Origin of the sequence: Clostridium tertium, assembly GCF_017873245.1 — a bacterium.
Lineage (GTDB): Bacteria > Bacillota > Clostridia > Clostridiales > Clostridiaceae > Clostridium > Clostridium tertium.
Map to the genome: position 1 here is coordinate 58,656 of NZ_JAGGJY010000003.1, position 14,245 is coordinate 72,900.

General features: G+C 28.4%; 15 protein-coding genes. All 15 read left to right on the plus strand.

Annotated elements, in window-relative coordinates:
- Positions 1–12: 12 nt before the first annotated feature.
- The 15 genes from J2Z25_RS05420 (at position 13) to J2Z25_RS05490 (ending at position 14,225) form a co-directional block, all read left to right on the plus strand.
- Complete coding sequence (locus J2Z25_RS05420; RefSeq protein ID WP_209738986.1) at positions 13–1,350, plus strand: glycoside hydrolase family 30 protein; 1,338 nt, start codon at positions 13–15, stop codon at positions 1,348–1,350.
- A gap of 94 nt (positions 1,351–1,444) precedes the next feature.
- Positions 1,445–2,464 carry a LacI family DNA-binding transcriptional regulator gene (locus tag J2Z25_RS05425; protein ID WP_209738988.1) on the plus strand — a complete coding sequence of 340 codons (1,020 nt, stop codon included), beginning with the start codon at positions 1,445–1,447 and terminating at the stop codon, positions 2,462–2,464.
- 316 nt (positions 2,465–2,780) lie between these two features.
- Positions 2,781–3,014 (plus strand): hypothetical protein, encoded by a 234-nt coding sequence (locus tag J2Z25_RS05430; RefSeq protein WP_008676765.1) that lies wholly within the window; start codon positions 2,781–2,783, stop codon positions 3,012–3,014.
- Positions 3,015–3,064: 50 nt separating this feature from the next.
- Positions 3,065–4,471 carry a GH1 family beta-glucosidase gene (locus J2Z25_RS05435; RefSeq protein WP_008676767.1) on the plus strand — a complete coding sequence of 469 codons (1,407 nt, stop codon included), beginning with the start codon at positions 3,065–3,067 and terminating at the stop codon, positions 4,469–4,471.
- A 181-nt stretch (positions 4,472–4,652) separates the two neighbouring features.
- Positions 4,653–5,381 (plus strand): MurR/RpiR family transcriptional regulator, encoded by a 729-nt coding sequence (locus J2Z25_RS05440; protein ID WP_097033933.1) that lies wholly within the window; start codon positions 4,653–4,655, stop codon positions 5,379–5,381.
- 345 nt (positions 5,382–5,726) lie between these two features.
- Entirely contained in the window at positions 5,727–7,166 is a 1,440-nt protein-coding gene (locus tag J2Z25_RS05445; RefSeq protein ID WP_209738990.1) for a glycoside hydrolase family 1 protein, read from the plus strand.
- A 78-nt stretch (positions 7,167–7,244) separates the two neighbouring features.
- Positions 7,245–7,550 carry a PTS sugar transporter subunit IIB gene (locus tag J2Z25_RS05450; RefSeq protein WP_008676773.1) on the plus strand — a complete coding sequence of 102 codons (306 nt, stop codon included), beginning with the start codon at positions 7,245–7,247 and terminating at the stop codon, positions 7,548–7,550.
- Between the two features lie 41 nt (positions 7,551–7,591).
- Complete coding sequence (locus J2Z25_RS05455; RefSeq protein ID WP_209738992.1) at positions 7,592–8,926, plus strand: PTS sugar transporter subunit IIC; 1,335 nt, start codon at positions 7,592–7,594, stop codon at positions 8,924–8,926.
- An 18-nt stretch (positions 8,927–8,944) separates the two neighbouring features.
- On the plus strand, positions 8,945–9,259 hold the full coding sequence (locus tag J2Z25_RS05460; protein WP_008676778.1) for a PTS sugar transporter subunit IIA: 315 nt from the start codon (positions 8,945–8,947) through the stop codon (positions 9,257–9,259).
- Between the two features lie 200 nt (positions 9,260–9,459).
- Positions 9,460–10,086 (plus strand): thioester domain-containing protein, encoded by a 627-nt coding sequence (locus tag J2Z25_RS05465; RefSeq protein WP_209738994.1) that lies wholly within the window; start codon positions 9,460–9,462, stop codon positions 10,084–10,086.
- Between the two features lie 26 nt (positions 10,087–10,112).
- Entirely contained in the window at positions 10,113–10,655 is a 543-nt protein-coding gene (locus J2Z25_RS05470) for a phosphatase PAP2 family protein (protein WP_209738997.1), read from the plus strand.
- Between the two features lie 99 nt (positions 10,656–10,754).
- Positions 10,755–11,408, plus strand: coding sequence for a DedA family protein (locus tag J2Z25_RS05475; protein WP_209738998.1), 654 nt, complete (start codon positions 10,755–10,757; stop codon positions 11,406–11,408).
- A 75-nt stretch (positions 11,409–11,483) separates the two neighbouring features.
- A complete protein-coding gene (locus J2Z25_RS05480; RefSeq protein ID WP_209739000.1) occupies positions 11,484–11,675 on the plus strand; it encodes a hypothetical protein in 192 nt (63 codons plus the stop codon).
- A gap of 276 nt (positions 11,676–11,951) precedes the next feature.
- Positions 11,952–12,899 carry a PucR family transcriptional regulator gene (locus J2Z25_RS05485; RefSeq protein ID WP_008676789.1) on the plus strand — a complete coding sequence of 316 codons (948 nt, stop codon included), beginning with the start codon at positions 11,952–11,954 and terminating at the stop codon, positions 12,897–12,899.
- Between the two features lie 117 nt (positions 12,900–13,016).
- Positions 13,017–14,225 (plus strand): sugar ABC transporter substrate-binding protein, encoded by a 1,209-nt coding sequence (locus J2Z25_RS05490; RefSeq protein ID WP_209739002.1) that lies wholly within the window; start codon positions 13,017–13,019, stop codon positions 14,223–14,225.
- The last annotated feature ends 20 nt before the right edge of the window (positions 14,226–14,245 follow it).

A 14,245-nucleotide genomic window follows, 5' to 3' on the forward strand; every position in this document is an offset into this window, starting at 1 on the left:
GAGAGTGAGAGTATGAGAAGTTATAATGTATACATTACTTGTAAGAATACAGGTGATAGATTAAACAGGTATGATTTAAGAGAAGTAATCGTAGATGAAGCTGGCGAAATAAATTGTAAAGTTAAAGTTGATACAAAAAAAAGATTTCAAAAAATACTTGGATTTGGTGGAGCATTGACAGAATCTAGCGCATATGTACTTTCTAAAATAGAGGATGAGAAAAGAAAAGACATATTAGAAGCATATTTTGATTGTGAAAAAGGAATAGGCTACAATTTTGCTAGAGTTCATATTAATAGTTGTGATTTTGCATTAGAAAATTATAGTTACGTAGAAGAAAATGATGAGACATTAGAAAGTTTTACATTAGATAGAGCTGAGAAATATGTTTTACCATTAGTTAGAGAAGTTAAAGATATAAAAAAAGATGAATTGAATATATTAGCAAGTCCTTGGAGTCCTCCGAGTTATATGAAGACAAATAATGAAATGAATAATGGTGGAAAGATAAGTAATAAATATAAACAATTATGGGCTGACTATTATGTTAAGTATATAGAGGAGATGAAGAAAAAGGGATTTGATATTTGGGGAGTTACAGTTCAAAATGAACCGGCAGCTAAACAAGTATGGGATTCATGTTTATACTCTGCAGAAGAAGAGAGAGATTTTGTAAAAGATTATTTAGGACCAACCTTTGAGAAAAATAATTTAAGTCATAAAAAAATAATAATATGGGATCATAATAGAGATTTAGTTTACGATAGAGCAAAGACAGTATTAGACGATAAAGAAGCAAATAAATATGTATGGGGAACGGGGATTCATTGGTATGTTTCAGAGGATTTTAAAAATGTATCTAAAGTTCATGAGGCTTTTCCAGATAAACATATAATATTTACAGAGGGATGCCAAGAAGGTGGAGTACATCTAGGTGATTGGAATACTGGGGAAAGATATGGTAGAAATATAATTGGAGATTTAAATAATTATGTTGAAGCATGGATAGATTGGAATATAGTGTTGGATGAGACTGGTGGACCAAATCATGTTGGAAATCTATGTGATGCACCTATAATTGTAGATTTAAGGAAAAATAAAGTAATATATAATAGTTCATTTTACTATATATCTCATTTTAGTAAATTTATAAAGAAGGATTCTATAAGAGTATTAAGTGAAGTTGATAATGAAAAAATATATGCTTTGAGTTGTATAGATGAAAAAGATAATTTATGTATAGTTATTATGAATGAAAATAGTGAAGATAAAAAAATAACACTGGATATAGACGGAGAAGTTGTTAATATTAACTTAAGAGCAAATTCAATATATACTTTATTAGATTAATTTAATACGGATACAAAATAGAAAAACAATTATTACAGACACAAAATAGAAAAACAATTATTACAGACACATAAAAAGAAAGGATGGTATAAAGTTGATTACAATTTACGAAATAGCAAAACTTGCAGGAGTTTCTCCAACAACAGTATCTAAAGTTATAAATAATTATCCTGATGTAAGTGACAAAACAAGAAAAAAAATAAAAAGTATCTTAGAGGAACAAAATTTCCTGCCTAATTCTCAGGCACAGGGATTAACTACTAAAAAAACATGGACATTAGGAATTGTTTATTTTGAAGATCTTGGAGTTGGACTAAGTCATTCTTTCTTTTCTAATGTAATAGAAGCATTTAAAAAACAATCAGATAAGTATGGTTATTCATTACTTTTTGGTTCTAAGAATGATAGGCTTAAAAATGACACATTTTTAGAATACTTCAGATACAAGTGTGTTGATGGAATAGCAATTATTTGTACTGATCCAAATGATAAGGAAACAATTTCTCTTGTAAATAGTGATTTTCCAATTGTGATAATAGATATGATTAATGAGCATACATCAACAGTTACATCAGATAATGTAACTGGATGTAAAGCTGCTATAAAATATCTATATGACTTAGGGCATAGAAAAATTGCTCATATATATGGTACTTCGAAGATAGATAATTGGCCAAGTACTGTAAGAAAAAAAGCTTATGTAGAATCTATGAAAGAGTTTAATTTGGAAATACCAGATGGATATCTTGCAGATGGAGTTAACTTTGATTTTAGTGGGGGGTATGATGCTATGAAGAAACTACTAAAGTTAGATGATAGACCAACAGCAGTTTTATCATCATCAGATAAAATAGCTCTTGGAGCAATAGAGGCTATAAAGGAAGCGGGGCTAAGGGTTCCAGAAGATATCTCTGTTATTGGATTTGATGACATAGAATTAGCTAAATATGTTACTCCAAAGTTAACTACAGTAAGGCAAAATTGTGATGAGATTGGCAGGGCAGCTGTAGATATATTAGTTGAGCAAATAAATAAAAAGGAAAAGCTAAAAATTAATAAGGTAGTACCTGTAGAATTAATTGTAAGAGAATCTTGTAGCAAAATTAATAATTAAGAAAAATATTATTAATTAACAAATAAATTGAAAGGAGAGATAAAAATGAAATTAATCTCTCCTTTAACATTATTATTTCCCTCAATATTCAATAAGTAATGATTTATGGATATAATTGCAAGAATTTTCGCGAAATTAAGAATATATTTTTATAAAAAATATTGGTATAATAAAATAACAATATGTTACAAGAATAAAACAAATTATAAAAGGCGATATTTGTTTTATTAATTTATAAAAATAGGCTTTATCTAAAAAAATATTGTAAAATTATATTAAAGTTAGTTTTAAAAGAATTAATGTAGGGGGATAAGATATGTATAAGGTAGAAATAAATGGAGTTCAAATGAAATTTATAAGAGAATTCTTCGATAACTTTGAGGATGATAAGGTTAAGCTTACAGTGTTTGATGATAGCAATAGAATAAAAATAGTTTATTCAGCGGAAACAGGTTTAACTGCTAAGGAGTTAGAATCATATTTAAAATCAGAATTTAAAACAAAATCAAAATATGGAGTAAGTCTTTATTATACAATTCACGTAAAATAACATACTGAAATGAAATTAAGCTTATTTTTATAAATAGGAGGAAAAAATAAATGAAGTTTGCAAAGGATTTTTTATTTGGAGCAGCATCTGCATCATATCAAGTAGAAGGAGCATGGAACGAAGATGGAAAAGGTCTTTCAAATTGGGACGTATTTTCTAAGATTCCAGGAAAAACTTTTGAAGGCACTAATGGTGATATTGCAATCGATCACTATCATAGATATAAAGAGGATATAAAATTAATGGCAGAAATGGGATTAGAGTCATATAGATTTTCAATTTCATGGCCTAGAATATTACCAAATGGAGTAGGAGAAATAAATCAAAAAGGAATAGAATTTTATAATAATATAATAAATGAATGTTTAAAATATGGAATAGTTCCATTTGTGACTTTATATCACTGGGATTTACCACAAGTTCTAGAGGAAAAGGGTGGGTGGACTAATAAAGAAACTATAGATGCATTTTTAAATTACTCCGAAGTTTGTTATAAAGCATTTGGTGATAGAGTTAAGCATTGGATTACATTTAATGAAACAGTAGTATTTTGTGGATTAGGATATTTGGCAGGGGCACACCCACCAGCTATAGTTGGAGACTTAAATAAGTATTTCCAAGCTACCCACAATGTATTTTTAGCTCATGCAAAATCAGTTGAGTTATATAAAAAGTTAAAACAATATGGTGAAATTGGAATCACCCATGTATTTTCTCCAGCCTTTAGTATAGATGATAAAGAGGAAAATATATTGGCAGCTAAACATGCAAATGAAATAGATATGCATTGGTTTTATGATCCAATATTAAAAGGTGAATATCCTAAATATGTTGTAGATATAATTACTAAGCATGGTGTTAAAATTGATTGGACTGAGGAGGAGCTTGAAATAATTAAGAATGCTGCAGATAAAAATGATTTTATAGGACTTAATTATTATCAACCTCAAAGGGTTATGAAAAATAATATAGATGAAGAAGTTGAAAGAAACAGAGAAAATTCAACAGGAGCACCAGGAAACCCTTCATTTGATGGTTTTTATAGAACTGTTAAAATGAATGACAAAGAATATACGAAATGGGGATGGGAGATATCTCCTGAAGCATTTTTAGATGGACTAAGGATGCTTAAGGAAAGATATGGAGACGTGAAAATATATATAACAGAAAATGGACTAGGAGATGAAGACCCTATTATAGATAATGAAGTTGTTGATATACCTAGAATTAAATTTATTGAAACACATTTAAGAGCTGTAAAAAATGCTATTAAAGAAGGAATAAATTTAAAGGGATATTATGCATGGTCAGTTATTGATTTACTAAGTTGGTTGAATGGATACAAAAAGCAATATGGATTTATATATGTAGACCATAAAAATAATCTGAATAGAAAGAAAAAAGCTTCTTTTTATTGGTATAAAAACATAATAGAAACCAGAGGAAAAGATATTTAAGTATAAAAAAATATACTATATTTATTACATGGCTGAAGTCTTAAATATATAGATTTCAGCCTTTGGCAAATAATTAACTATATACACATTATTTTAATCACAAAATAATGTACATATTCAATGTATATTATAGTATATAAGAAATAATTGAAAAGGTTATTTCTATAAAAGGAGATGAGTAATGTTTAGCTATAATAAAATACAAAATTTAAATGAGTTAGAGTTATCATTATATAATTATATAATGAAAAATAGTGAAAAAGTAATTTACATGAGAATAAGAGAATTAGCAAACGAAGCTCATGTATCTACAACTACAATTTTAAGGTTTTGTAAAAAGTTAGACTGTGAAGGGTTTTCAGAATTTAAATTAAAATTTAAGATGTATATAGAAGAAGGTAAAGAAAAGCATTTAACTGATAATACATCAATGATAATTGATTTTTTTAAGAAAGCACAAACTAAAGATTATAGAGATAAGATAGATAAAGTTTGTGATGTATTAGATAAAGCTAATACAATAATATTTGTTGGAATAGGATTTTCTGGCATACTTTCAAAGTATGCTGCAAGGTATATTTCTGCAATAGGGAGAAATGCTATATATATAGATGATCCATTTTATCCAATTAATATTAAATTCACAGAAAACTATGTGGCTATTGCATTTTCTGTTTCTGGTGAAACACCAACTGTGATAGAGCATATAAATAATTTAAAACGAAAAGGATGTAAAGCTATAAGTATTACTAATAATGAAGATTCAACTTTAGCAAAAATATGTGATATAAATATTGGCTATTATGTTCAAGAAGAAAAGAATGGAGAACATGATATAACTACACAAATTCCGGCATTATATATTATTGAAACTATAGGTAGGAAACTATATAGAAATTATAGAGGATAGATGTTTTACTTTATAGTAGATTAGAAATTAGAGTAAGGTAAGTTATAAAATATATAACTTGCCTTATTTTTATACCTAAAATTATATAGGTATAATTGATAGTGATGGTTATGAGAGAGTTTTATAGCTTATTCCAAAGAAATATGGTGTTATTTTAATAATCTTTATTTTAGAGATAAAAACACTAAAATAGCGGCTAAATATGCATTTTGTTTGGAACAAATTGTTATATTTATGGAACAAATTATATAAGCTTAAAGTGTGTTTTTTTAGATGTGAAAATGATTACAATGAGTGCTTTGTAAGATATAATATTATCAACAGCAAGAAAAGGAGGAGGGAATCTTGATTCATAAAAAGCTAGATAAATTTAAAGAGGATTTTTTATGGGGAAGTGCTTCAGCAGCATATCAAGTTGAAGGGGCTTATAATATTGATGGAAAGGGATTAAGTATCTGGGATACCTTCACTGAATTGCCTGGGACAACCTATAAGGGAACTAATGGAAAGGTCGCAGTAGATCATTATAAAAGGTACAAAGAGGATGTAGCTTTAATGAAGGAGATGGGGTTAAAAGCCTATAGGTTTTCAATATCATGGAGCAGGATTTATCCGGAAGGAAGAGGTAAGGCAAATGAAAAAGGATTAGAGTTTTACGATAATCTTATAAATGAGCTTATCGCCAATGATATAAAACCTATTATTACAGTATATCACTGGGATTTGCCACAACATCTTCAAGATCTGTATGGAGGATGGGAATCTAGAGAAATAATAGATGATTTTAATAATTATTGCATAACTCTTTATAAAAGATACGGAGATAGGGTTAAATATTGGATAACTCTAAATGAGCAAAATGTATTTATACTTTTAGGGTATAAGATAGGAATACATCCACCAAAGGTACAAGATGATAAAAGGATGCTTAAAGCAAATCATATTGCAAGCTTAGCAAATGCAAAGGCAATAGAATCTTTTAGGCAATATGTATCTAATGGAATGATTGGTCCAAGCTTTGCATTTACTCCTAATTATGCTTATACATGTAAACCAGAAGATGTTTTAGCAAGAGAAAATGCTGAAGATATGAATTGTCACTGGTGGCTAGATGTATATTGCTTTGGAAACTATCCAGCTTTTGCATTAAATAGGTATGAGAAAGAAGGAGTGGCTCCAGAAATTGAAGATGGAGATTTAGAACTTTTAGAAAGAGGGAAACCTGATTTTATAGGGATAAATTATTATAGGAGTGAAACTGTAGAAGCAAATCCTATAAATGGAGTAAGTAATTTTGAAGAAATAAATACATCTGGTAAAAAGGGAACATCTAAAGATTATGGTATTCCAGGAAACTTTAAAACTATAAAGAACCCTAATCTAGAAAGAACAAATTGGGATTGGGAAATTGATCATACAGGACTTAGGATAGGAATAAGAAGAATAAACAGTAGATATAGGTTACCAATACTAGTAACTGAAAATGGTTTAGGTGAATTTGATAAGCTTGAGGATAACGATATTATAAATGATGACTATAGAATAGACTTTATAAGAAATCATATTTTAGCTTGCAAAGAGTCTATAACAGATGGAGTGGAGTTACTAGGATATTGTACATGGTCATTTACAGATTTGCTAAGCTGGCTTAATGGTTATCAAAAGAGATATGGATTTGTTTATGTAGATAGAAATGAAAATGATGAAAAAGATTTAAGGCGTATAAAAAAGAAAAGTTTCTATTGGTATAAAAATGTTATAGCTACTAATGGAGAAGAGCTTTAAATGTATAGGTTTTAATAAATGGTAAAGGTTCGAAGAAGAAGTATAATTATATTCAAATAAATTTAAGGAGGAATTATTATGAAAAATATTTTGTTAGTTTGTGCAGCAGGGATGTCTACAAGTCTTTTAGTAAATAAGATGAAGGCAGCAGCAAAGGAGAAAGGAATAGAAATTAATATTGATGCTTTACCAGTTTCAGAATGCTCAAGTGTTATTGATAAAGTTGACATAGTGTTACTTGGACCACAAGTAAGATTCCAAAAACCACAAGTAGATGCCTTAGTTAAGGGTAGAATACCTGTAGAAGTTATAGATATGAGATTATATGGAACAATGAATGGAAAAGCAATATTAGATCAAGTATTAAAAACTCTTGGAATTTAACAAGAGGTTTAATAAATAAAAAAATATAAGGGGGAAAAACAATGAGCGTTATGACGAAATTAGAAAACAGCATGGAAAAAATACTTGTTCCAATTGCAACAAAGTTAAATGCACAAAGACATATTGTTGCAATTAGGGATGCATTTATATTAACCTTCCCATTAACAATGGCAGGTTCATTAATGGTATTAATAAATAATGTTTTACTTCATCCAGATGGATTTGTAGCTAAACTTATTCACTTAGGAGATTTAATTCCTAATTTAGCAGACTATCAAGCAATATTTGCACCGGTATTAAATGGATCTTTAAACATTTTAGCAATCTTTATAGCATTTTTAATAGCAAGGAATCTTGCAAGATCTTTAGGTGCAGATGACTTATTAACTGGACTTACTTCAGTGTCAGTATTCTTTATAATGTATCCATCAGCAGTAGATGGAAATATTACAATGCAATATATGGGACCTCAAGGTTTATTCGTTGCAATAATAGTCGGATTATTAGTAGGTGAATTTTTATCAAGACTTTCTAAGTCTCCTAAGCTTGAAATTAAGATGCCAGAACAAGTACCTCCAGCAGTGTCTAGAACATTTAAGATATTATTACCAATAATAATAGTAACAGTTGGTTTCTCAATTCTTAACTTTATATTAGGTAAAGTTACTAGTGGTGGTGGGATTCATACTATGATTTATAATGTATTGCAGGCGCCATTAACTAAACTTGGAGATAACATTTTCTCAGTAGTAATAATGGTTTTAGTATCAAATTTATTATGGATAATGGGGATTCATGGACCTAACACAATTGCGGCAGTGAGAGAAACTATGTTTGCTGAATCAAATGCCGCTAACTTAGCTTTTGCACAAGCTAATGGAACAGCATGGGGTGCACCATACCCAACAACTTGGGTTTTAACTGATGCTTTTGCTAATTATGGTGGTTCAGGTATGACACTTGGATTACTTATAGCAATATTCATATTCTCTAAAGCAAAGGATCAAAGAGACATTGCTAAACTATCTATAGGACCTGGATTATTCAATATTAATGAATCAGTAATATTTGGTTTACCAATAGTTTTAAATCCAATATATATAATACCGTTCTTATTAGTACCTGTAGTAAATGTCCTTATTGGATATGGTGCAATAGTGCTTAAGATTATTCCACCTATAGCTTATGGAGCTGTTTGGACTACTCCAGGACCACTTATTCCGTTTATAGGAACTGGTGGAGTATGGATGGGCCTTGTAGTAGGATTTGTTTGTTTAGCAGTCAGTGTATTAATTTATGCTCCATTTGTAATAGCATCAAATAAAGCCGCTATAAAGATGCACGAAGATGAAATAGCGACTACAGAAACTATGTAACAGTTAGGAGAATAAGAAATGGATGAACTAGAATTAGTTGCATTTGAAATTATAAGTAATGTAGGAATGGCTAAATCTTTAGCTATGGAAGCAATAAGAGAAGCTAGAAATAATAATTGTAATGAAGCAGAAAAGAAAATAGAAGAGGCTAAAGGGTTTTTATTAGAGGGGCATCATGCACATTCTGGATTGATTCATAAGGAAGCAAATGGTGAAAAACTTGAGTTTTCTTTAATAATTATGCATGCTGAAGATCAGCTAATAAGTGCAGAAACTATAAAAGATATAGCAATAGAGCTTATAGAAATGAGTAAGACATTCAAAAAGAATTAAATATTCATATAAAATATATGTTAAGGTAGCATTAGAAAAAATTGATGCTACCTTAATTATTTTTACGTAAATAAAAAAGAAAATAGGTATATAATATAGTAATTATCAATAAAATAAGAGTTAATAAGTATCCCTTCAGTTAGTATATTTAGCTTTAAATTGATAAAAATAGTATTGATACAACTAGTAGGAGGGATAAAATGAAAAGTAAATGTAAGAATGTAATTATTATTATTGGGTTAACTTTAATATTATGTAATTGGAGCTATAGCTATTGGGCTATTAAGCTTGATAATGAAGTTAAAATAACAACTGATAATTACTACGTAGGTGAAGTTGAATATGAAAATTTTAATATTAAATCAAAAATGATAAGAGAAGTAGAAACAAATCAAATAGGATATTGTTTGGAGATCGATAAGTCATATCCAAAAGGTGAAGTATTTAAGGAAAATGGATATGCAACAAAGCAACTAGCAGGAATACTAGCTTCAGGCTATCCAAGCAAAAGTTATAGTGAATTAAAGCTTTATTCAGAAGAAGAAGCATATTTTGCAACTCAAATTGCTGTATGGAGTTTTGTTGAAGGATATGATGTAAATGGATTTAAAGGTGATACTAGAGTTGTAGAAGCTATAAAAAAGATCTATAATGAAGGAATAAGAGCAGATGAACAATCATATAGTAATGAATATATGTTGTATTACTCTACTAATGAGATACAAGACATTGTTCTAATTAAGAATGAAAAAGGTAGGTTAAGAGAAGAAAATAAAAAGAACATGGAAAGAAAAAGCGTAGAAGAAAATTTGATAGATGGTAAGTAACAATTTTAAGTAATAATGGGGGAAACATGTGGGAGTATATAAATTTAATTGATATAAGTATATTGAGATTTATTAGAGAATATTTTTCTAGCCCTTTGATGGATTCTATAATGATATTTATAACTAATCTAGGTAATAGAGGATTCATATGGATAATAATAGGTATAATTTTATTAATAAGTAAAAAATATAGGAAAATTGGATTTACAATGTTAATTGCCTTAGCTGTAACAAGCCTTATAGGAGAAGTATTTATAAAAAATATTATACAAAGGCCAAGGGCATTTACTACTTTTCCAGATATAGAAATAATAATTAAGGAACCATTATCATATTCATTTCCGTCAGGACATACTGCATCTTCATTTGCAGCAGCTGTGGTACTTGGATATTACATAAAGAACTGGAAATACTTATTTTATTTTTTTGCAGCACTTGTTTCATTTTCAAGATTATATTTATTTGTACATTATCCATCAGATATAATTGGAGGAATATCATTAGGTGTTGTATGCAGTTTGATGACTATTAAAATTATAGAAAATAGTAAATGTAAAAAGCTATCATAAATGTGATAGTTTTTTTATTTATTAATAATTATGTAATATATATATTTATTATAAATAATATAATTATACTGTGATAAAAATAAGAGAGAGGGTAATAATATGAACTTAATATTAAAATTTATAGATATAATACTACATTTAGATAAATATTTAAGTGTAATAACAGCTAATTATGGAATATGGATATATGCAGTATTATTTATAATAATATTTCTTGAAACTGGATTAGTTGTAACTCCATTTCTACCTGGAGACTCAATAATATTTGCTTCGGGAGCACTTGCAGCAATAGGTGCAATGAATGTAATGAGTTTACTTATCATATTTTATATAGCAGCCGTATTAGGTGATACTGCTAATTATTACATAGGTAAGAAAATTGGAAGTGGAATAATGGAAAAGGAAAAGGTTAAATTTATAAATAAAAATTATTTAATAAAGGCAAATAATTTTTACGAGAAACATGGAGCTATAACAATAGTTTTATCAAGATTTATACCTATAATAAGAACATTTGCTCCATTTGTTGCTGGAATAACTAAGATGAATTACAGAAGTTTTATAAAGTATAATTTAATTGGTGGGGCTTTATGGGTATTATTATTTTTAGTAGGAGGGTTTTCTTTAGGAAACCTACCAATAGTAAAAAGTAATTTTTCAATCATAGTTATTGCAATTATAATAATTTCAGTTATACCTGCAATAGTAACATTTATAAAAGAAAGAAAAGAAGAATCAATGGGGTTAGAATAATTAAATTCTCCGTATGAGTATAAATTTAACTTTAAAGCAAAATATAATAATATATTCATTTAGGAGGTATAGATTATGGTTATGGAAGAAATAGAAAATAAAATAAAGAGACTATATAAACAAGTAAAGTCAGGAAAAATGACTCAGGAGATAGCTGAAGAAATATCAGAATTAGCTGATAAAGTTGATGACATGGGTGAAAATGCTAAGGAAAGCATGAAAAATATGATGAGTGACATAAAAAAATCCATGAAAAAAATGAAATAAAATAAAAAGCTAACTAAAAAATGGTAATTTTTTTTAAGTTTTTTAGTTAGCTTTTTATATTAAAATACAAGGCTTAGGAAGAATTCTTTGTAAAAGTTCACAAAAAATATATTTGTAATTGTGTTAATATACTATTGAATAAAAACGATTGCAAGAGTATAATCAAATTAAGATAAAGGTAAATAATAATAAGAAACGTTTTATTGTTTTCTGGAAACGTTACCTGTTTCACAAAGATTTAGAAAATATAAAATTGTTTTGTGATGGGGGAAGCTTATGTATGGGTTAAAAAACTCTTTTCAAAAAATAAGTGAAGAAATTCAAATTCCCTTCAAGATAAGTGAAAAGGATGGATCTGTAATAGCTAATTTCTTACAAGGAAATAATTCGAAAATTGTAAGTAGTATTTTAAGAATGCCAGCAGAGGAGTTACTGCTAGAAACATACGAAAATTATAGTAACTGTATTAGTCTATTAAAATATTGCCTAGAACAAGAGTTAAGCAATGCAGTAAAGTCAAAAGAGGAAATAATAACAGATATAATAAAGGGAAAAGAATTTTCTAATGACATTCTTAAAGAAGTAATAAAAGACAAGCCTTTTAAATTAATACTTATTTATTTGAAGGACAAACATTCTAAAGCTATAAAGTTAATAGAAAAAAAGTACTTACAAGATGAAAGTATAATAGTTATTCAAGACGAATATATTCTTATAATAAGTAAAAATGATATCAGTAATGAGAGTATTAAAGAACTTCTTCTAGGAATGAAAAAGAATATAGCAGAAAAATGTTATATAAGCTATTGTAAAATTGATGAGTACAATGAATTAAAAGAAAAATTTGAGTATCTTAAAGCAAACTTGGAAATTTGCTTAAAATATGATTTGCCATCAAAAATATATACTGAAAACTCTTTGCTTTTAGAAAAAATGATAAAAAATGCAGAAGAAAAAGAAATTAGTAGGGTATATAAGAAATATAATGATATATTTTCTAAATTAGATGATGATCTTATAAAGACTATAGAAATATTCTTTAGTGAAGGTTTAAAAATAAGTGAATCTGCAGATAAGCTGTATATTCATAGAAATACTTTATTTTATAGAATAGATAAAATAAAGAAAATAGTAAATTATGATATATCTAATTTCAATGATGCAGTAGAATTTAAAATTTTATTTTTATTGTGGAAAGAATCAGGATATAAAAGCAAATTGTAAAATTAAATGGAATCGGTACCGGTAAGGTTACCTGTAAACAATAACATTAATTAGTTAATAAACCTAAAGGGTTTATAAATATAAAGATCTAAAATTAGATTTTGGGAGGAATTTATTATGGTAAAACGTTCAAAACTATTAGCAGTTTTAATTGCTGGTGTAATTGCTACAACTTCTCTAGTTGGTTGTGGTGGAAAGGGTGAAAATAGTGGTACTACTGATGGAGAAAAGAAAACTTTAACAGTTTGGTCACACTTTACTACTAATGAAGTTCAAGAATTTGAAAAGGTAGCGAAAGCTTGGGGAGAAGAAAATAACGTTGAAATAAACGTTGTTGAAGACCAAGGAAAGTTCCAAGAAATGATTCAAGCTTGTCAAAGTGATAATGGTCCAGACTTTGTATTAGGAGTTCCACATGATAACTTAGGAACATTCCAAAAAGCAGGAGTAGTTGCTGAGGTTCCATCAGGAATGGTGTCATCCGATAAATATACTTCTCAAGGAATTGTTGATGCAGTTACTATAGGTGGAAAAATTTATGCAGTTCCATTTGCTCAAGAAACAACAGGAATGTTCTATAATAAAGATAAGGTTAAAGAAGTTCCAAAGACTATGGAAGATTTAGTTGCAATGGCAAAGGAAGTTGGATTTGAATATAACATTAATGATTTCTTCTTCTCATATGCATTCTTATCAGCTGGTGGCGGATATGTTTATAAAAATAATGATGGTACATTAGATCCTAATGATATAGGCCTTGGAAATGAAGGTTCAGTAGCAGGACTTCAATTTATTTCAGATTTAGTTAATAAAGATAAATTAATGGCAGCAGATATTACTGGAGATATAGCTAAGGGTGATTTTACATCAGGTAAATCTGGATTCTATTTCTCAGGTCCATGGGATGTTTCAGGTGCTAAAGAAGCTGGATTAAACTTTGGAGTAGTTCCAATGCCAACTTTAAATGGTAAAGCTCCACAAACGTTCTTAGGTGTTCAAACTGCATTTGTTAATGAAAATTCAAAGAATAAAGATACAGCTTGGAAGCTTATGGAAGAGTTCGTTAATAAGGGACAAGATATAGTATATAAAACTGGTAGTAGAATTCCTGTAGCTAAAGATTACGTAATTGATGATGAATATACTAAAGCATTTATGGAACAAGCAAAAGTTGCTATGCCAATGCCAAATATAGTAGAAGTTCAAGCTATGTGGGAACCAGCAGCAAATAACTTAAAGTTATTAACTTCAGGTCAAATAGATGCTAAAACAGCTGGAGAAAATATAGTAAATCAAGTAAAAGAAGGTATTAAACAAATAAAATAATATTTAGCTAAATAGAGATA